Raw genomic sequence first — 19,568 nt, forward strand, 5'->3', positions numbered from 1 at the left:
GCCCTCATATTTCCCTGGGGAACTCGATGCCTTTGCCACGCTCGTCGTGCCGGAGTTGCAGCGGCGCGGCCTGTTCCGGACGGAATACCAGGGCCGCACGCTGCGCGACCATCTGGGTTTGAAACGGCCGGTTTAGCTGCGGCGCAGCTTAGCCTGCCATCACCCTGCCATGCGGAATTTGATGGTCGGCATTAAAGGCTGCGTTGTGATTGACCAGCGCCATCATGATCTCGGCCGCAGCCAGCGCCGCGATGACCTGAGGGCGCTTGTCCTTGACGGTGTCGCCGCCAATTGGCGAGACGAGGCGGGCAAACTCGGCTTGGCTGCCGTCCGCCGATTTCAGGAACCAAGTCCTGAACGTCGCTTTCTTGGTCTTCGAGCCGATCATGCCGACATAGGCGGTGTCACCGCGTTTCAGCGCTTCCGCGACGATCAGGAAATCCAGCGCATGATCGTGGGTCAGGATGGCGAAGGCTGCGCCGGCGGGGGCATTCCGCACCATCGCTTCCGGCATAGCTGTCAGCCGTGTCTCGATGGTTTCGGGCATGCCTTCCAGTGCTTCGGCCCGCGTCTCGATGACGATGCCGTGCACGGGAAGAAGTGCGATCGCCGATGCCAGCGCCTGGCCGACATGGCCGCCACCGAAGATGTAGACGTACGGCAGGTGCGCCTCCTCGGCTTCCGCGGCCGCAACCAGGTCGCCGGCAAGCGCAGCATCGACGAGCCGGATCAAGACTTCGACGCGCCCGCCGCAGCATTGGCCGATCTCGGGACCCAGCGGGACGTCTAGGATAGCGCAGACTTCGTCAACCTCGATGCGGACTTCTTTGCCCAACATCTGCCTGGCCTTGTCGATTGCCATATATTCGAGCTGACCGCCGCCGATGGTGCCAAAGATCGCCGTCTGCGAGACGAGCATAAAGGCGCCCTTCTCGCGTGGCGTCGAGCCTTTTGTTCCGGCCACTTCGACCAGGGCAACCCGACCGGCGCTGGCGAGAAAGGCTTTCAGGCTTTGCACTTTCGAGTTCATGGTTCACGTTCCCGAATGGGAAATATAGGTTTTTTCGGCCCGGATTGCACGCATTGCCGACCCTGGGGCCGGATTCAGGCGCCGGCCTCCTTCTTCAGCCGCTCGATCGCCATTAGAACCCGCTCCGGGGTCGCCGGAGCATCGAGGCGCGGGCAGATCCTGTTGTCGGCGACACTGGCCACCGCGTCCGATAGCGCATGCAGCACCGACATGCCGAGCGGGAACGGCGGCTCGCCGACCGCCTTGGAGCGGTGGATGGTCGGCTCGCCGGCTTCCGGCCAGTCGGCCAAGGTGACGTTGAAGATCTTCGGCCGGTCGGAGGCGAGCGGGATCTTGTAGGTCGACGGCGCATGCGTGCGCAGCCGGCCCTTGGCGTCCCACCACAGTTCTTCCGTCGTCAGCCAGCCCATGCCCTGGATGAAGCCGCCCTCGATCTGGCCGATATCGATCGCCCGGTTCAGCGAGCGGCCACAGTCATGGAGAATATCGGTACGCTCGACCATGTATTCGCCGGTCAGCGTGTCGACCGAGACCTCCGAGCACGAGGCGCCATAGGCGAAATAATAGAAGGGGCGGCCCTCGCCCTTGTCGCGGTTCCAGTGGATTTTCGGCGTCTTGTAGAAACCAGCCGCCGACAGCTGGATGCGGGCCATATAGGCCTGCTTGACGAGGTCGGCGAAGGCGATTTCCTGGTTGCCGATGCGCACCCGGTTGGGCAGGAACAGCACCTGATCATGCGGCACCTGATATTTTTCGGCGGCGAAATCGGTCAGCCGATCCTTGATCTGGCGCGCGCCATTCTGCGCCGCCATGCCGTTGAGGTCGGAGCCGGACGACGCTGCCGTAGCCGAAGTGTTCGGCACCTTGCCGGTCGTTGTCGCGGTGATCTTCACCTGGTCGAGATCGATCTGGAACTCTTCCGCCACCACCTGCGCCACCTTGACGTTGAGGCCCTGCCCCATCTCGGTTCCGCCATGGTTCAGATGCACCGAACCGTCGGTGTAGACATGCACCAGCGCGCCGGCTTGATTGTAATGCGTGGCGGTGAACGAGATGCCGAATTTGACCGGCGTCAGAGCGAGGCCCCGCTTGATGAAACGGCTGTTGGCATTGAAGGCCGATATTTCACGCCGCCGCCGCGCATAGCTCGCGCTTTGCTCCAGCTCGGCGACGATGCGCTGGATGATGTTATCCTCGACCGTCTGGTGGTAGGGCGTGATGTTGCGGCCCCCCTCGCCGTCACCACTGGTGCCGTAGAAATTCTTCTTGCGGATTTCGAGTGGATCCTTGCCGACGGCAAAGGCCACCTCGTCGATGACGCGCTCGGCGCCGACCATGCCTTGCGGGCCGCCGAAACCACGAAAGGCGGTGTTCGACACGGTGTTGGTGTAGAGCGGCGCCGACTGCGCATGCACAGCCGGCCAGAAATAAGTATTGTCGCAATGGAACAGCGCGCGATCGGTTACCGGGCCGGAAAGGTCCGACGAAAAACCGCAGCGCGCCGCGAAAATGAAATCGACGCCGAGGATGTTGCCCTCGTCATCGAAGCCGACCTCGTAATCGACGAGGAAATCATGACGCTTTCCGGTGGCGATCATGTCGTCGTCGCGGTCGGGCCGGATCTTCACCGCGCGGTGGTGCTTCTTCGCGGCGATCGCGGCCAATGCGGCAAACTGATTTCCCTGCGTTTCCTTGCCGCCGAAGCCGCCTCCCATGCGGCGGATTTCCACCGTGACGGCATTGCTCGGCACGCCGAGCGCATGGCTGACCATGTGCTGGACTTCGCTTGGATGCTGGGTCGAGGAATAGATGGTGACGTCCTGATCCTCGCCAGGAACGGCCATGGCGATATGGCCTTCGAGGTAGAAGTGTTCCTGGCCGCCGATGCGCATTTTTCCCTTTAGCCGGCGCGGCGCCTGACGGATCGCCGTAGCGGCATCGCCGCGCTTCAGGGTGAGAGGCGGCGTGACGAGCTTGTCCTTCTTCGGATCGAGCGCGCCGATGTCGGTGACGAAAGGCAATTCCTTGTATTCGACCTTTGCCAATCTTGTGGCGCGGCGCGCCTGCTCGCGAGTTTGCGCAATAACGCAGAAGATAGGCTGGCCGTAGAATTGCACCTTGCCGTCGGCAAGCACCGGCTCGTCGTGGCGGCCGGTCGGCGAAATGTCGTTTTCGCCCGGCACGTCACTGGCCGTCAACACGTCGACCACACCGGGCGCTCTACGCACCGCCGAAAGATCCATGCTGGTGATGGTGGCATGCGTGGCACCGGAAAGCCCTAGGCAGCCATGCAGCGTGCCTGATGGTTCCGGCATGTCGTCGATGTAGACGGCGGTACCGCTGACATGTTTGTGCGCGGAATCGTGGCGCTGATCGGTGGCGACGCCGCCAGCGATCTTTTCAGCCTTGAGGTTGGGGGCAGCGTGCTTGTTCATCGAATGCCTCTTTTCCCTTCTCCCCGCTCACGGGGAGAAGGTGGCCCGAAGGGTCGGATGAGGGGCGACGCTGACCGTGACTGGTTTGCAGATACCGATCGACGACGGCGCCGCCCCTCATCTGCCTGCCGGCATCTTCTCTCCGTGAACGGGGAGAAGGACGCTATTGGTTTGCTGGCGCTGATATGCATCACGCCGCCTCGTGCCGTGAGACCTGGAATGGCGCCTTGGTGCCGCTGGTCTCGGCAAAGAAACGCAACAGCAGGTTCTTTGCCGCCAGCGCCCGATATTCGGCGCTTGCCCGCATATCGGTCAGCGGCGTGAAATCATTGGCGTATTCGGCCATGGCCGCCTCGACCGTGGCCTCCGTCCAGGGTTTGCCGAGCAGGGCCTGCTCGACACCGAGGGCCCGTTTAGGTGTCGCTGCCATGCCGCCATAGGCGATGCAAATGTCGGCCACCGTTCCGTCCTTGGCCAGATCCAGGAAAAACGCGCCAAGGGCCGCGGTAATGTCCTCGTCGCGACGCTTGGTGATCTTGTAGACGGCAAACTTCGTTTCCTTGGCCGGCACCGGCACATGCACGGCCTCGACGAATTCACCCGGCTGCCGATCCTGTTTGCCGTAGGCGATGAAGAAGGTTTCCAACGGGATCGTCCGCTGCTTCTTGCCCTTGCGCAAGGTGAGACTTGCGCCAAGTGCGATCAATGGCGGTGGCGTATCTCCGATCGGCGAGCCGTTGGCGATGTTGCCGCCGATGGTGCCCATGTTGCGCACCTGTTCGCCGCCGATGCGATCGAACAATGGCCCCAACGCCGGGATGCGCTTCGCCAATGTCGCGAAGGCGTCAGTGTAGGTGACGCCGGCGCCGATCGAAATGACGCCCTTGTCTTCCGAGATGGTGCAAAGCCCGTCGAGATCGCCGATGAAAATGGCCGGTGAAATATCGCGCATGTGCTTGGTCACCCACAGGCCGACATCGGTCGAGCCGGCCACGATGGTAGCGCCGGGTTCCTTGTCCAGCACGGCGGCGAAATCGTCGACATCGGCCGGCACGACCAGCCGCGCCTTGCCGGTTCCGATCTCGACCCGGGCGCCGTCACGCATGGCCTCGAGCCTCGCGGTGATCGCCTTGCGTTCCGTGGCCAGCGGGTCCTTTGCCGCCTTGCCGTAGCTGGAGATGGCCTGCGCGGCGCGCATGATCGCCTCGTAGCCGGTGCAGCGGCAGAGATTGCCTTGCAAAGCCTTTTCGACATCCGCGTTCGAGGGATCAGGCGACTTCATCCACAAGCCATAGAGCGACATGACGAAGCCGGGCGTGCAGAAGCCGCATTGCGAGCCGTGGAAATCGATCATCGCCTGCTGCACCGGATGCAACTGGCCGGGTGAACCGCGCAGATGCTCGACCGTCACGACATGGGTGCCGTCGAGCGAGCCGAGGAAGCGGATGCAGGCATTGACGCTTTCATAGACCAAGCCGCCCTCCGACAGCTTGCCGACCAGCACGGTGCAGGCACCGCAGTCTCCCTCGGCACACCCTTCCTTGGTGCCGCGCAGCGAACGGTCGAGCCGCAGCCAGTCGAGCAAGGTCGCGTCGGGTGCCACCGACGAAAGCGCCACATCCCTGCCATTGAGAATGAAGCGGATTTCGTTGCGGATGCTAATTTTGGTCATGCCTCAGCTCCCCCTGTAGGTCGAGTAACCGTAGGGCGAGACCAGCAGTGGCACATGATAATGCACAGGCTCGGCCATGCCGAAGCGGATCGGTATCACATCGAGAAAGGCGGGTTTCGGCAGGCTCAACCCCTGCTGGCGCAAATAGTCGCCGGCGGCGAAGACCAGTTCGTATTCGCCGGTGCGGAACTCCGCGCCGGCGAGCAGCGGCTTGTCGCAACGGCCGTCGGCATTGGTGAGAACGGTCTTCAGATGTGTCCGCGCCTTGCCCTCGAGGTGATAGAGCGCGATCGACAGTCCCGCCGCCGGCTTGCCGGTCGCCGTGTCGAGGACATGGGTCGTCAGACGCCCGCCGTCGGCTTTCGACGTTTCTGCCATTGGCCGCCTCCCATTTCCGGTACGAGCGAATTGGCCCGGTACGGTCAAGTATCAACAGTGAATTGTGCGCCAATTAAAGGCGATGCATAAGTCCCGGTCGAGCGGAGTGCGACAAAAACACTTTCAAAAATTTTCGGGGGAATGCGAGAAGCACCCTTTCGATATTCTGATCATACTTCGGGCCGTGCCCGGCGGGAGGGACGATGCGTTACAGCAGAGACATGCGCGGCTACGGAGCCAATCCGCCGGACCCGAAATGGCCTGGCGGTGCACATGTCGCCGTGCAGTTCGTCGTCAATTACGAGGAAGGCGGCGAAAACTGCGTGTTGCATGGCGACAAGGCGTCCGAAGCCTTCCTGTCGGAAATCGTCGGCGCGGCACCCTGGGTGGGTCAACGCCACTGGAACATGGAATCCATCTACGAATACGGCGCCCGCGCCGGCTTCTGGCGGCTGCTCCGGCTGTTCACCGAGTCGCAAGTGCCGATCACCTGCTACGGCGTCGCCACAGCGCTCGCCCGTTCGCCGGATCAGGTAGCGGCCATGCAGGACGCCGGCTGGGAGATCGCTTCGCACGGCTTAAGATGGATCGACTACCGCGACCACAGCGCCGAGGATGAGCGCCGCGACCTCGAGGCGGCGATCAAGCTGCACTACGAAGTGACCGGCGCGCGCCCGACCGGCTGGTATACGGGTCGCACATCGATCAACACGGTGCGGATTGTGGCGGAAGAAGGCGGCTTCGACTATGTGTCGGACACCTATGACGACGAGCTGCCGTACTGGTTCGAGCATGAGGGCGGCGCGCAGCTCATCATCCCCTATACGCTCGACGCCAACGACATGCGGTTCGCCACGCCGCAAGGTTTTAACTCGGGCGACCAGTTCTTTGCCTATTTGAAGGACAGCTTCGATACGCTCTATGCCGAGGGCAAGGCCGGCCGGCCACGCATGATGAACATCGGCCTGCACTGCCGCCTCGTCGGGCGGCCGGGCCGGGTGGCGGCGCTGAAGCGCTTCGTCGACTATGTGAAGTCGCACGACAAGGTCTGGCTGGCGAGGCGCATCGACATCGCCAAGCACTGGCAAGAGGTCAATCCTTATCAACCGGCGGCACTCCGTCCATCGAAGATGGAATTCGAGACCTTCGTCCACACTTTCGGCGGCGTGTTCGAGCATTCGCCCTGGATCGCCGAACGCGCCTACGAACTGGAACTAGGCCCGGCGCATGACACTTCGGGCGGCCTGCACAATGCGCTTTGCCGTATCTTCCGCTCCGCCAGCGAAACCGAACGGCTTTCGGTGCTCAACGCCCATCCCGACCTTGCCGGCAAGCTGGCCAAGGCCAAACGGCTGACGGCGGAATCGACCAGGGAACAGGCCTCGGCCGGCCTCGACGCGCTGACCGACAAGGAGCGCGAACTGTTTTCCAAGCTCAACGCCGCCTACGTCACCACCTTCGGCTTCCCTTTCATCATCGCGGTGAAGGGCAAGACGAAGGAGGAAATCCTGGCGGAGTTCGAGGCGCGCATCGGCAACAGCCGCGGCGTCGAATTCGAGACCGCCTGCAAACAGGTCGAGCGCATCGCGCTGCTCCGCCTCAAGGACATGCTTCCGCAATAGGTTTGAAACCATGGATACGATCAGGATGCCCGAGCGAACCTATTACGCGCCACATGGCGGCCATTCCGGCCAGAACGAGCTTCTGACCGGCCGCGCCGTCTTCACCGAGGCCTATGCCGTCATTCCCCGGGGTGTGATGCAGGACATCGTGACCAGTGCGTTGCCGTTCTGGGACGAAACCCGCGTCTGGATCTTGTCGCGACCGCTATCGGGTTTTGCCGAGACGTTCTCGCAATACATTGTCGAGGTCGCGCCCGGCGGCGGCAGCGATCGGCCGGAACCCGATGCCGGCGCCGAAGGCGCTCTGTTCGTGGTCGAAGGCGAACTGACGGTTCTGCTTGCCGGCAAGACGCATGTGTTGCGGCCCGGCGGCTTTGCCTTCCTGCCGCCGGCCAGCGGCTGGACGGTTCGCAACGAAAGCAGGGCCGCCGTGCGCTTCCACTGGATTCGCAAGGCTTACGAGGTGGTCGACGGTCTCGATGTGCCGGAAGCCTTCTTCACCAATGAGCAGGAGATCGCGCCAACGCCGATGCCCGGCACCGAAGGCCGCTGGGCGACGACGCGGTTCGTCGATCCGGCAGATTTGCGCCACGACATGCACATGACCATTGTCACGCTGGAACCCGGCGCGGTCATTCCCTTCGCCGAGACCCATGTCATGGAGCACGGTCTCTATGTGCTGGAGGGTAAGGCCGTCTACCGCCTCAACCAGGACTGGGTCGAGGTCGAGGCCGGCGACTATATGTGGCTGCGCGCCTTCTGCCCGCAGGCCTGCTATGCCGGTGGCCCGGGTAAATTCCGCTATCTGCTCTACAAGGATGTCAACCGGCACGCCAAGCTCGGCGGCGCCGGCATCGCAAGGCGCGCGCTGTGACCCGTATCGTCGCGCGGCCGCTGACCCGCGAGGGCTTTGCCCCCTTCGGCGATGTCATCGACATGGGCGGCGACAACCACTACCCGATCAATGGCGGCAGGGCCGAGCGCCATCATGATCTGGCTACCGCCGAAGCAACCGGTCCGAACGCCCGCGTGCTGATCTCGATGGTGCGCGGCACGCCCTACGAATTGCCCCTGAAATTGAGCATGGTCGAGCGCCATCCCTTCGGCAGCCAGGCCTTCATCCCGCTCTCGCCGCGCCCCTTCCTGGTCGTCGTCTGCCATGACGGGGAGCAGGGGCCGGGCGAGCCGCATGCCTTCATCACCGCACCCGGACAAGGCATCAATTACCGGCGCAATCTCTGGCATGGCGTGCTGACGCCGCTCGGCGAGGCTCAGGACTTCCTGATCGTCGACCGTGGCGGCGATGGCTCCAATCTCGAAGAGTTCCATTTCTCGCACGCCTACGAGATCCACTTGCCCAACGAGAGCCTCCTGTGACCGATATTTCACTGATCGACCGCCTGCTCGATGTGATCGAGCACGACATCGTGCCGAAGACGGCCGAGGGCGTTACCTATGGCAACAAGCTGTTCGGCGCGGCGATCCTGCGCAAGGACGACCGTTCGCTGGTGCTGGCTGAAACCAACAACGAGATGGAAAACCCGCTCTGGCATGGCGAGGTACACTGCCTGAAGCGTTTCTACGAAATGCCCAGGGCTGAGCGCGTCGATACGAAAGACGCCATCTTCATCGCCACGCACGAACCCTGCTCGCTGTGCCTGTCGGCGATCACCTGGACCGGCTTCGACAATTTCTACTATCTGTTCAGCCACGAGGATTCGCGCGACAGCTTCGCCATCCCGCACGACCTGAAGATCCTGAAAGAGGTCTTCACCCTCGATCCCGGCGGCTACAATGCCGAGAATGCCTACTGGAAGAGCTTTTCTATCCGCAGGCTGGTGCGAGCGTTGCCCGAGGCAGAGCGGCGACGGCTGGAGACCCGTATCGGCGCGATTTCGGCGCGCTACGATGAATTGTCCAACATCTATCAGGCGAACAAGGACGATAACGATATCCCGCTGAACTGACGCGGATTGACCAGCCGAATTCGTTGGCTGGCCCACGACGCGGCACGGCAGGCTCCATCATCTGGCGATCCTGGAGCATGCCATGAAAACCGTCACCGAATTTGCCCGCAAAATCGTCGAATTCCCGGACATGGGCATCGTCATGCCGGATGGCTGCCGCCTGTCGGCGCGGGTGTGGATGCCGGAGGATGCGGGCGACGATCCGGTGCCTGTCATCCTAGAGCATCTGCCCTACCGCAAGCGCGACGGCACCATCTTTCGCGATCAGCTGACGCATCCTTATTTCGCCGGCCACGGCTATGCTTCGATCCGCGTCGACATGCGCGGCAATGGCGATTCCGAAGGGCTGATGGACGACGAATATTCCGAGCAGGAATTGCAGGACGCCTGCGACGTCATCGCCTGGGCGGCAAGCCAGCCCTGGTGCAACGGCAATGTCGGCATGATGGGCATTTCCTGGGGCGGCTTCAACTGCCTGCAGGTGGCGGCCAAGCGGCCGCCGGCGCTGAAAGCGGTGATCAGCCTGTGCTCGACCGTCGACCGCTATGCCGACGACATCCACTACAAGGGCGGCTGCCTGCTGATCGAGAATTTCGGCTGGGCCTCGACCATGCTGTCCTACTCGTCGCGGCCGCCGGATCCGCTTTTGGCCGGCGACAACCGGTGGCGCGATCTGTGGCTGACCCGGCTGGAGAACCAATCCTTCCTGGCGCCGCTGTGGCTGAAACACCAGCACCGTGATGCCTACTGGAAGCGCGGCTCGATCTGCGAGGATTTTTCCGCCGTCAAAGCCGCCGTGCTGTCGATCGGCGGCTGGCATGACGGCTACCGCAACACCGTCTCGCATCTGGCGACCAACATCCAAGCCCCGGTCAAGGGCATCGTCGGGCCATGGATCCACAAATACCCGCACTACGCCGGGCCCAAGCCTGCCATCGGCTTCCTGCAGGAGGCCTTGCGCTGGTGGGACCGCTGGCTGAAGGGTGTCGACACCGGTGTCGAGGCCGACCCGGCCTACCGCGCCTATGTCATGGACAGCGTGCGTCCGGCGCGCTGGCACCCCGAGCGTCCCGGCCGTTGGGCGGCGGAGCAGGAATGGCCCTCGCCAACCATCAAGATGCAAACGGTTGATCTGATCCCCTCAACGGAAAAACCCGCCATCATCGCCTCTCCGCAAAGCTGCGGCCTGGCCGGCGGCGAGTATTTTCCCTTCACCTTCGGTCCCGAACTGCCCGGCGACCAGCGCCCCGACGATGCGCTGTCGGTGTGTCTCGACCAGCCGGAACTCATCGAGCCGATCGACATCGTCGGAGCGCCGGAGGTCGAGCTGCGGCTGTCCTCTGATCGTCCGCAGGCCAACATCGCGGTCCGGCTTTGCGATGTGCATCCCGACGGCGCCTCGGAGTTGATCTCCTATGGCGTGCTCAATCTGACGCACCGCAATTCGCACGAATTCCCCGAGGCGCTGGTGCCGGGCGAAACCGTCTCGGTGCGCGTCGTGCTCGATCAATGCGCCTATCGTGTGCCGGCCGGCCACCGGCTGCGTGTTGCCGTTTCGAACGCCTATTGGCCTGCCATCTGGCCGTCGCCGGAGCCGGTCCAGCTCACCTTGTCGACGGCGACGCTCAATTTGCCGCTGCGGCCGCTGGCGACAGGCGACGAAGTAACGTTCGCCGAGCCGGAAGGTGCCACCCCCTGGGCAACAGAGACGATCCGCGCCGCCAATTCAGAGCGTCATGTCGATCGTGATGAGAAGACCGGAATGGTGACGCTTTCCATTGTTGACGATTTCGGCGAGGTGCGCGATCTCGCCCATCGCCTCGCCAATGGCAGCATCGCCCGCGAGACCTGGACGATCCATCCCGACGATCCGCTGTCGGCCTCGGGGAAGACGCACTGGACGCAGACCCTGTCGCGAAACGGATGGTCAGTACGCACCGAAACGACAGCCGAAATGCGATCGGATGCGCAAAACTTCATCGTCAGCGCCAGAATCGAGGCCTATGAGGACGAAACCCTCGTCTTCGAGCGCAATTTCGAGGAGAAGGTGCCGCGCGCGCTTCTTTGAATGCCGATTTCATTGGTCCAATTGCGACGTACGATTTACGCCACGGCATGTCGCATTCGGTCTTGCTTACCGCTTTCCCTTGCGGTCATTATTCTCCTCACAAGAAACAAGAAAAACGACCGCAGAGTCGAACCAACAGAGTGAGGAACTCAAAAATGTCGAACGAACTGGAATTTCTTAGCCGGCGTGTCGCGTCGGGCAAACTGAGCCGTCGTGATTTTCTCGGCCGGGCGGCGGCGCTCGGTATCTCCGCGCCCTTCGCCAACTCGCTGCTTTCAAGCGCTGCACGCGCGGCAGGCCCGGTCAAGGGCGGCACACTGAAGGCCGGACTTGTCGGCGGCGAATCCACCAACAGCCTTGATCCGGCACTGTTCATGACTCAGGTGCCGTTCGCCTTCGGCAAGATGTGGGGCGAATTGATTGTCGAGCTTTCGCCGGAAGGCAAGCTCGAGAACCGCATCGCCGAGGAGATCGGCTCGTCGGACGACGCCAAGGTGTGGACGCTGAAGATCCGCGACGGCGTCGAATTCCACAACGGCAAGACAGTGACCGCCGAGGACGTGGCCGCCACACTCGAGCGCCATTCCGACGAGAAGTCGAAATCCGGCGCGCTCGGCTACATGAAAGGTATCGAGACCATCAAGGCCAGCGGCAAGGAAGTCGTGCTGACGCTGAAGGAGGCCAATGCCGATCTGCCCTATTTGCTCAGCGACTATCACCTGATCGTCCAACCAAATGGCGGCAAGGACAAGGCTGACGCAGGCATCTCGGCCGGTCCTTACAAGGTCACGACCAATGAGCCCGGTGTGCGCCATGGCGGCGAGCGTTTCGCCAATTACTGGCAGGGCGACAAGATGGGCCATGCCGACCAGATCGAGATCATCGTCATCAACGATGCGACAGCGCGCACGGCCGCCCTGCAGGGCGGCCAGGTCAACGTGATCAACCGCGTCGAGCCGAAGATCGTCGACCTGATCAAGCGCCTGCCGGGCGTCACCATCCGCAACCACGCGGGTCCTGGCCACTACGTGTTCATCATGCATTGCAACACGGCGCCGTTCGACAACGCCGATTTGCGCATGGCACTGAAGCTGGCCATCGACCGCGAGGAAATGCTGGACAAGATCCTGCGCGGCTACGGTTCGCTCGGCAACGACTTCCCGATCAATGCGTCCTATCCGCTGTTTACCGAGATCGAGCAGCGCAAATACGATCCCGACAAGGCCAAGTTCCACTTCAAGAAGTCCGGCCACGACGGCGCGGTCCTGCTGCGGACCTCGGACGTCGCTTTCCCGGGCGCCGTCGATGCATCGCAGTTGTTCCAGCAGAGCGCGGCCAAGGCCGGCATTCAGATCGAGCTGAAGCGTGAGCCCGGCGACGGCTATTGGAACGAGGTCTGGAACAAGCAGCCCTTCTGCGCGTCCTACTGGGGCGGCCGCTCGACCCAGGACCAGATGTACTCCACCGCTTATCTGTCGACCGCCGACTGGAACGACACGCGTTTCAAGCGTCCTGACTTCGATAAGATGGTGCTGGCGGCGCGCGCCGAGCTCGACGAGACCAAGCGCAAGCAGATGTATCATGACATGGCTGTCCTGGTACGAGACGAGGGCGGCCTGATCCTGCCGATGTTCAACCAGTTCATCGACGCTACCGGCGCCAAGGTCGGCGGCTGGGTCGACGATCCGCATCAGGAGCTGATGAACGGCTACGCGCTGGCGAAGTGCTGGCTCGAAGCCTGAGCTTGGCCTTGCGGATATGTCCTCACCCATCTTGAAACTGGTGGCCCAGCGCGTTGCGCTGGGCATTCTGCTCTTGTTGGCCGTTTCGGTCCTGATCTTCGCCGGCACCCAGATCCTGCCCGGCGACGTCGCGCAAGCCATTCTCGGACAGTCGGCGACGCCGGAGTCGCTTGCCAATCTGCGCGAGCAGCTCGGACTCAACCAGCCAGCCTATCTCAGGTATTTTCATTGGCTGGGCGGCGTGCTGACCGGCGATCTCGGCACGGCCATGTCGAGCGGGCAGGACATCGCCACGTCGATCAAGGGACGGCTGTGGAACACGCTGTTCCTCGCCTTCTGGGCGGCGATCGTCGCCGTGCCGCTGGCGATCATCCTCGGCCTGATCGCGGTGCGCTACCGCAATGGCTGGGTCGACAAGCTGATCTCCGGGCTGGCGCTGGCCTCGACCTCGTTTCCCGAATTCTTCATCGGCTATGTGCTGGTCTATTTCTTCGCCGTGAAATGGCAGATATTCCCCGGCATTTCGACCGTCTATGACGGCATGCCTTTTGGCGAACGGATGCAGGCGATCGCCTTGCCGGCGACGGCGCTGACGCTGGTCGTGCTCGCCCACATGATGCGCATGACACGCGCGGCGATCCTCAATGTCATGCAGTCGGCCTATGTCGAGACGGCGGAACTGAAGGGCCTGTCGGCCTTCAACGTCATCCGCAAGCACGCCTTCCCCAATGCCATCGCGCCGATCATCAATGTCGTCATGCTCAACCTCGCCTACTTGATCGTTGGCGTCGTCGTGGTCGAGGTGATCTTCGTCTATCCGGGTATGGGACAGTATCTGGTCGACCACGTCACCAAGCGAGACGTGCCGGTGGTGCAGGCGGTCGGCCTGATCTTCGCCGCCGTCTATATCAGCCTGAACATCATTGCGGACATAGCGGCGATCGTCGCCAATCCGCGTCTCAGACATCCGAAATAGGGGGCGGATATGCTCGATATCAAACGCATCCCCATCCCCGCGCTGATCGGCATCGTGCTGACGGCATTGTTCGTGCTTGCGGCGGTCTTCGCCCCCTGGATCGCGCCGCACGGCAATGGCGAAATCGTCGGCGACGTCTGGGAACCGATGTCGGCTGCCCATTTGCTGGGCACCGACAATCTCGGCCGAGACCTGCTTTCGCGCATGATCTACGGCGCCCGCATCACTTTGTTCATCGCGGTGCTGGCCACCGCGCTGTCGTTCTCGCTCGGCGCCATTCTCGGCTTCTCGGCGGCCGTCTTCGGCGGCTGGTTCGACACGCTGCTGTCGCGCCTCGTCGATCTCTTGATGTCGATCCCGACACTGATCATGGGTCTCGTCGTGCTGTCGGTGCTGCCGACCAATCTGGTGACGCTGATCCTGGTGATGGGCATTCTGGATTCGACCCGCGTCTATCGCCTGTCGCGCGCGGTCGCCGTCGACATCAACGTCATGGACTATGTCGAAGCGGCGAAACTGCGCGGTGAAGGCAGCGGCTGGATCATCTTCCGCGAGATCCTCCCCAACGCATTGTCGCCGCTGGTTTCCGAACTCGGTCTGCGCTTCATCTACGCGGTGCTGTTCCTGTCGACGCTGTCGTTCCTCGGCCTTGGCGTGCAGCCACCGGACGCCGACTGGGGCGGCATGGTTAAGGAAAACAAAGACGGCATCGTGTTCGGCATCGCGGCCGCACTCATCCCAGCGGGGGCGATCGCGCTGCTGGCGATTTCCGTCAACCTGGTTGCCGACTGGGTGCTCAACCGGACGACAAGCCTCAAGGGAGGACGCGGGTGATGGCCGACACCAAAGCGAAGCTCGGGCAACCGAAGTCAGGCCTGCTGCTCGACATCCGCAATCTGCGCATCGAGGCTACCGTCTTCCCGCCCGGCGAACCGCCGAAGGACATCGTGCTGGTGCACGATGTCTCACTGACGCTCGAGAAGGGCAAGGTGCTCGGCCTGATCGGCGAATCCGGCGCCGGCAAGTCGACTATCGGCCTGTCGTCTATGGGCTACGGCCGCGGCGGCGTGCGCATCACAGGCGGCGAGGTGATCCTGAACGGCCGCGACATCCTCAAGGGCGGCAAGGACGGCTTCCGCAAATTACGCGGCCGCGAGGTCTGCTATGTCGCGCAGTCGGCGGCAGCGGCCTTCAACCCGGCGCACAGACTGATGGACCAGGTGGTGGAAGCCACCCTGCTGCACGGCACCGCGACACGCGCCGAGGCCGAGAAGCGCGCGGTTGCGCTGTTCAAGAAGCTCAGCCTGCCGAACCCTGAAACCATCGGCGAGCGTTTTCCGCACCAGGTTTCGGGCGGCCAGTTGCAGCGTGTGATGACGGCGATGGCCCTGTGCTCCGAGCCGGACCTGATCGTCTTCGACGAGCCGACCACGGCGCTCGACGTGACGACGCAGATCGACGTGCTGGCGGCGATCAAGGACGCCATCCGCGACACCCATGTCGCTGCGCTCTACATCACGCACGACCTTGCCGTCGTCGCCCAGGTCTCCGACGAGATCATGGTGCTGCGCCATGGAAGGCTGGTCGAATGGGGCGGCACAAGGCAGATCATCAAGGAGCCGCGCCAGGAATACACCAACGCGCTGGTCTCGGTGCATGAGATCGAACACCAGGAGCAGAAGCCCGGCACGTCGCCGTTCCTGTCGGTGAAGAACGTCACCGCCGCCTATGGCCGCAGCCATATCAAGGTGCTGAAGGACGTATCCGTCGACATCTATCCGGGCCAGACGCTGGCCGTGGTCGGCGAGTCCGGCTCCGGCAAGTCGACGCTGGCGCGCGCCATCACGGGACTTTTGCCACCCGAACAGGGTACCGTCACCTTCGACGGACGCGCGCTGGCCAACAGGCTGGCCGACCGGCCGAAGGAGGATCTGCGCCAGTTGCAGATGATCTACCAGATGGCCGATGTGGCGATGAACCCGCGTCAGACCGTCGGCACCATCATCGGCCGGCCGCTGGAGTTTTATTTCGGCATGCGCGGCCGTGAGCGCGACAGACGCGTTGCCGAACTGCTCGACAAGATCGAGATGGGCAAGGGATTTTCCGACCGCTACCCGGCCGAGCTTTCCGGCGGCCAGAAACAGCGTGTCTGCATCGCCCGGTCGCTTGCCGCCAAGCCGAAGCTGATCATCTGCGACGAGGTGACCTCGGCGCTCGATCCGCTGGTGGCACACGGCATCCTCGAGCTGCTGCTGGAGTTGCAGAAGGAAGAGAACGTCGCCTATCTGTTCATCACGCATGACCTTGCCACGGTGAAGTCGATCGCCGATTCAATCGCGGTTATGTATCGCGGCGAGGTGGTGCGTTACGGCCCCAAGGGCAAGGTGCTGAGCCCGCCCTTCGACGCCTACACCGACCTGCTGCTCTCCTCGGTTCCAGAGATGGAAATCGGCTGGCTGGAAAAGGCAATCAAGGGACGGCGCATGGCCAGCGCGGGGAACTAAAGCAATTCCGGGAAAACTGGGAACCAATACTGCCGGAAGAAAAAGGCAGGCGCTTCCCCTGGAAATTGTGTCAGACCAAGCTGCCACATAGGGGCGTCAGCGACCGTCATCCGGATGCAACACTAGAGCGCCACACGTCCTTCGGGACGAGCGCCGCTCGCACGACTTTTAAACAGGGGTAGGACATGAAAACTGAACTCGATTATCTCGCCGAACTCGCCGGTCACGGCCGGATATCGCGCCGTGCCTTTCTTGGGCGCGCCGCCGCGCTCGGCGTATCGGCGGCCATGATGCCGGCGCTGGCCGGCAAGGCATTTGCCCAGACGGCGGTGAAGGGCGGTATCATCAAGGCTGGCCTGCAGGGCGGGGAATCCACCAACAGCCTCGATCCGGCGCTGAATCTCAGCCAGGTAACCTTCAGCTTTGGCAAGCTTTGGGGCGAGTATCTTGTGCGCCTCACACCGGACAACAAGCTGGTCAACCTGATTGCCGAAGAGATTGGCGCCTCAGCCGACGCCAAGACATGGACGATCAAGATCCGCGATGGCATCGAGTTCCACAATGGCAAGACGGTCGGCGCGGAGGACGTTGCCGCCACCATCGAGCGCCATGCGGACGAGAAGTCCAAGTCCGGAGCACTCGGCATCCTCAAGAACATCAAGGGCGTCAAGGCGAGCGGCAAGGAAGTCATCGTCACGCTCGGCGACGCCGATGCCGACTTCCCCTATCTGATGGCCGACTACCATCTCGTCATCCAGCCGAATGGCGGCAAGGACGATCCGAATGCCGGCATCAGCGCCGGACCCTACAAGGTTAGCGTCAACCAGCCAGGCGTGCGCCATGGCGGCGAGCGTTTCGCCAATTACTGGCTTGGCGACAAGGCCGGCCATGCCGACCAGGTCGAGATCATCGTCATCAATGATGCGACCGCACGGCTTGCAGCCTTGCAAGGCGGCCAGGTGCACATGATCAACCGCGTCGAACCCAAGGTCGTCGATCTGGTCAAGCGCATCGCGGGCGTTTCCATCGAGAACGTCTCGGGCAAGGGCTACTATCCGTTCAACATGTTCTGCGACACCGCACCTTTCGACAGCAATGATCTGCGCATGGCGCTGAAGCTAGCCATGGACCGCGACGAGATGCTGGAAAAGATCCTGCGCGGCTATGGCTCGGTGGGTAACGACTTCCCGATCAACGAGGCCTATCCGCTGTTTTCCGCCGATATCGAACAGCGCAAGTTCGATCCGGACAAGGCGGCGGCAGCCTACAAGAAATCAGGCCACAGCGGCTCGATCGTGCTGCGCACCTCGGACGTCGCCTTCCCGGGCGCCGTCGATGCCGCACAGCTCTATCAGCAGTCCTGCGCCAAAGCCGGCATCAAGATCGAGATCAAGCGCGAACCCGGCGACGGCTACTGGTCGGAGGTCTGGAACAAGCAGCCCTTCTCGCTCTCCTACTGGGGCGGACGCGCCACGCAGGACCAGATGTATTCCACCGGCTATGTCTCGACCGCCGACTGGAACGACACGCGCTTCAAGCGGCCGGAATTCGACAAGATGCTGTTTACCGCGCGCGGCGAGCTCGACCAGGCCAAGCGCCAGGCGATCTACCACGATATGGCAGTGATGATGCGTGACGAAGGCGGGCTGATCGTGCCCTTCTTCAACCAGTTCATCGACGCGGCCGCCACCAACAAGATCGGCGGCTATGCCAAGAGCCCTATCGGCGAAATGATGGACGGCTACGCGCTTGCCGAGTGCTGGCTCAACGCTTGAGCGGACCCTGATCGGCCGATTTCATCTATCAGAACGCCGTGTGCCCGGGACGGCACACGGCGTTCCCGTTTCAACCGCCAACCGCATGGAGCAGCCCGTGGCGCTCAAATCCAAGCTTCTGCTGATCATCCTCGATGGCGTGCCTTACCGGAACTGGCGCCGGCTGATGGGCAATCTCGAAGGCTGGGTGCAATCGGGCGAGGCGCAGGTCTGGAAGATGCGCTCGGTGCTGCCGTCGACCTCGGCCTGCTGCTATGCCTCGATCCACACCGGGGTTTCGCCGCAGGTGCACGGGATTCTCTCCAATGAGAACCGTTTCCGCGTCGAGCAGCCCGATATCTTCTCCGAGGTCAGCAAGGCAGGCGGCAAGACGGGGGCGGTGACCCATTCCTACTGGTCGGAATTCTTCCGCGCCTACCCGTTCGACCTGGTCGAGGGCATGGAATTCGACGAGCCAGGCGGGCCGATCACGCATGGCCGCTTCCACACCATGACCGGTTACAATCTCCGCAACCAGATGACGCCGAGCGATGTCGACCTGTTCGCGACGCTGACCATGCTGACGAAACGCCATGGCATCGACTACGGCATCCTGCACACCTGCACGCTGGATTCGATGGGACACCGCTTCGGCCACGACTGCCACGAGATGGACCATGCCGTCTATGCGATGGACGGCATGCTGGCCGCCTTCCTGCCGCGCTGGATCGAAGCCGGCTATGAGGTGATCGTGACCGCCGATCACGGCCAGACCGATCGTGGCCATCACGGCGGCCATGACGACGAGATGCAGGATTTCGCGCTGTATTATTTTGGACAAGGCAAAGGGCCGGATGCGGACACACTACTCGACCAGCTGCAGCTCGCGCCGACGGTGCTGAGCCGACTGGGTGTTCCCGTGCCCGCGACGATGAAGGCGAAGTCTTTCTTGGAGTGAGAAGCGGTCCGCGAAGCTCTTCCCTTCTGCCCTTGTGGGAGAAGGAAGAGGCGCACCTCTGGCAACCTCCGCGCTCTTCGGTTAGCCTCCGCAAAATTCCTTGGCGGAGGATGAACCTTTTTGGGCCGATCAGCGACAGAGCAGACAGGAGCCAGGCGGCTCGACCGGCCATGACGGCAGCGACGGAGACCGATCGCGCGCTCGTCGACCGGGTCGCGAAGGGCGACCGAGCCGCCGTGCGGCTCCTGTTCATGCGTCACCACGCGCGGGTCTACCGCTTCGTGGCGCGCCAGACCGGATCGGAAATGATGGCCGACGATATCGCCAACGAAGTCTTCCTCGAGTTGTGGCGCCAGGCGCCCGGCTTCGAAGGGCGTTCCGAAGTCTCGACATGGCTGCTCGGCATTGCCCGTTTCAAGGCGCTGTCCTTTCTGCGCAAGAAAAAGGAAGACTGGATCGACG

At 62.7% G+C, this 19,568-nt stretch carries 16 protein-coding genes and 1 pseudogene; 13 read left to right on the plus strand and 4 right to left on the minus strand.

Annotated elements, in window-relative coordinates; genetic code table 11:
• Positions 1-136 (plus strand): annotated as a pseudogene (locus EN914_RS39045) (nitrilotriacetate monooxygenase); the annotation flags it as partial.
• A gap of 12 nt (positions 137-148) precedes the next feature.
• On the opposite strand, the gene xdhC reads toward EN914_RS39045, so the two are convergent.
• From xdhC to uraH, 4 genes are all read right to left on the minus strand, one after another.
• A complete protein-coding gene (gene xdhC, locus EN914_RS03020) occupies positions 149-1,030 on the minus strand; it encodes a xanthine dehydrogenase accessory protein XdhC (protein WP_024501935.1) in 882 nt (293 codons plus the stop codon).
• A gap of 74 nt (positions 1,031-1,104) precedes the next feature.
• Positions 1,105-3,465 carry a xanthine dehydrogenase molybdopterin binding subunit gene (gene xdhB, locus EN914_RS03025; RefSeq protein ID WP_024501936.1) on the minus strand — a complete coding sequence of 787 codons (2,361 nt, stop codon included), beginning with the start codon at positions 3,463-3,465 and terminating at the stop codon, positions 1,105-1,107.
• 190 nt (positions 3,466-3,655) lie between these two features.
• Positions 3,656-5,137, minus strand: coding sequence for a xanthine dehydrogenase small subunit (gene xdhA, locus EN914_RS03030; protein ID WP_024501937.1), 1,482 nt, complete (start codon positions 5,135-5,137; stop codon positions 3,656-3,658).
• A 3-nt stretch (positions 5,138-5,140) separates the two neighbouring features.
• Positions 5,141-5,515 (minus strand): hydroxyisourate hydrolase, encoded by a 375-nt coding sequence (uraH, locus tag EN914_RS03035; protein WP_013528242.1) that lies wholly within the window; start codon positions 5,513-5,515, stop codon positions 5,141-5,143.
• Between the two features lie 203 nt (positions 5,516-5,718).
• On the opposite strand from uraH, the gene puuE reads away from it, so the two are divergent.
• The 12 genes from puuE to EN914_RS03095 form a co-directional block, all read left to right on the plus strand.
• Positions 5,719-7,137, plus strand: a complete 1,419-nt coding sequence (gene puuE / locus EN914_RS03040) for an allantoinase PuuE (RefSeq protein WP_024501938.1) — start codon at positions 5,719-5,721, stop codon at positions 7,135-7,137.
• A 10-nt stretch (positions 7,138-7,147) separates the two neighbouring features.
• Positions 7,148-8,011: a bifunctional allantoicase/(S)-ureidoglycine aminohydrolase gene (locus EN914_RS03045; protein ID WP_024501939.1), complete on the plus strand. Its 864-nt coding sequence runs from the start codon at positions 7,148-7,150 to the stop codon at positions 8,009-8,011.
• Positions 8,008-8,514 (plus strand): ureidoglycolate lyase, encoded by a 507-nt coding sequence (locus EN914_RS03050; protein WP_024501940.1) that lies wholly within the window; start codon positions 8,008-8,010, stop codon positions 8,512-8,514. The genes EN914_RS03045 and EN914_RS03050 overlap by 4 nt, the downstream gene beginning before the upstream one ends.
• Complete coding sequence (locus tag EN914_RS03055) at positions 8,511-9,104, plus strand: nucleoside deaminase (protein WP_024501941.1); 594 nt, start codon at positions 8,511-8,513, stop codon at positions 9,102-9,104. Before EN914_RS03050 ends, EN914_RS03055 begins: the two co-directional genes overlap by 4 nt.
• Before the next feature lie 82 nt (positions 9,105-9,186).
• Positions 9,187-11,172 carry a CocE/NonD family hydrolase gene (locus tag EN914_RS03060; RefSeq protein ID WP_024501942.1) on the plus strand — a complete coding sequence of 662 codons (1,986 nt, stop codon included), beginning with the start codon at positions 9,187-9,189 and terminating at the stop codon, positions 11,170-11,172.
• A 155-nt stretch (positions 11,173-11,327) separates the two neighbouring features.
• Entirely contained in the window at positions 11,328-12,914 is a 1,587-nt protein-coding gene (locus EN914_RS03065) for an ABC transporter substrate-binding protein (RefSeq protein ID WP_013528248.1), read from the plus strand.
• A gap of 16 nt (positions 12,915-12,930) precedes the next feature.
• A complete protein-coding gene (locus EN914_RS03070) occupies positions 12,931-13,890 on the plus strand; it encodes an ABC transporter permease (RefSeq protein WP_013528249.1) in 960 nt (319 codons plus the stop codon).
• Between the two features lie 9 nt (positions 13,891-13,899).
• Positions 13,900-14,724, plus strand: a complete 825-nt coding sequence (locus EN914_RS03075; protein ID WP_013528250.1) for an ABC transporter permease — start codon at positions 13,900-13,902, stop codon at positions 14,722-14,724.
• Entirely contained in the window at positions 14,724-16,394 is a 1,671-nt protein-coding gene (locus EN914_RS03080; RefSeq protein WP_013528251.1) for an ABC transporter ATP-binding protein, read from the plus strand. The genes EN914_RS03075 and EN914_RS03080 overlap by 1 nt, the downstream gene beginning before the upstream one ends.
• A gap of 185 nt (positions 16,395-16,579) precedes the next feature.
• Positions 16,580-18,169: an ABC transporter substrate-binding protein gene (locus EN914_RS03085; RefSeq protein WP_024501943.1), complete on the plus strand. Its 1,590-nt coding sequence runs from the start codon at positions 16,580-16,582 to the stop codon at positions 18,167-18,169.
• 97 nt (positions 18,170-18,266) lie between these two features.
• Positions 18,267-19,106: an alkaline phosphatase family protein gene (locus EN914_RS03090; protein ID WP_024501944.1), complete on the plus strand. Its 840-nt coding sequence runs from the start codon at positions 18,267-18,269 to the stop codon at positions 19,104-19,106.
• A 170-nt stretch (positions 19,107-19,276) separates the two neighbouring features.
• A partial coding sequence (locus EN914_RS03095; protein ID WP_281034647.1) for a sigma factor occupies positions 19,277-19,568 on the plus strand: 292 nt, incomplete at its 3' end.

Origin of the sequence: Mesorhizobium sp. M7A.F.Ca.CA.001.08.2.1 (assembly GCF_003998455.1) — a bacterium.
GTDB classification, from domain to species: Bacteria; Pseudomonadota; Alphaproteobacteria; order Rhizobiales; family Rhizobiaceae; genus Mesorhizobium; species Mesorhizobium ciceri.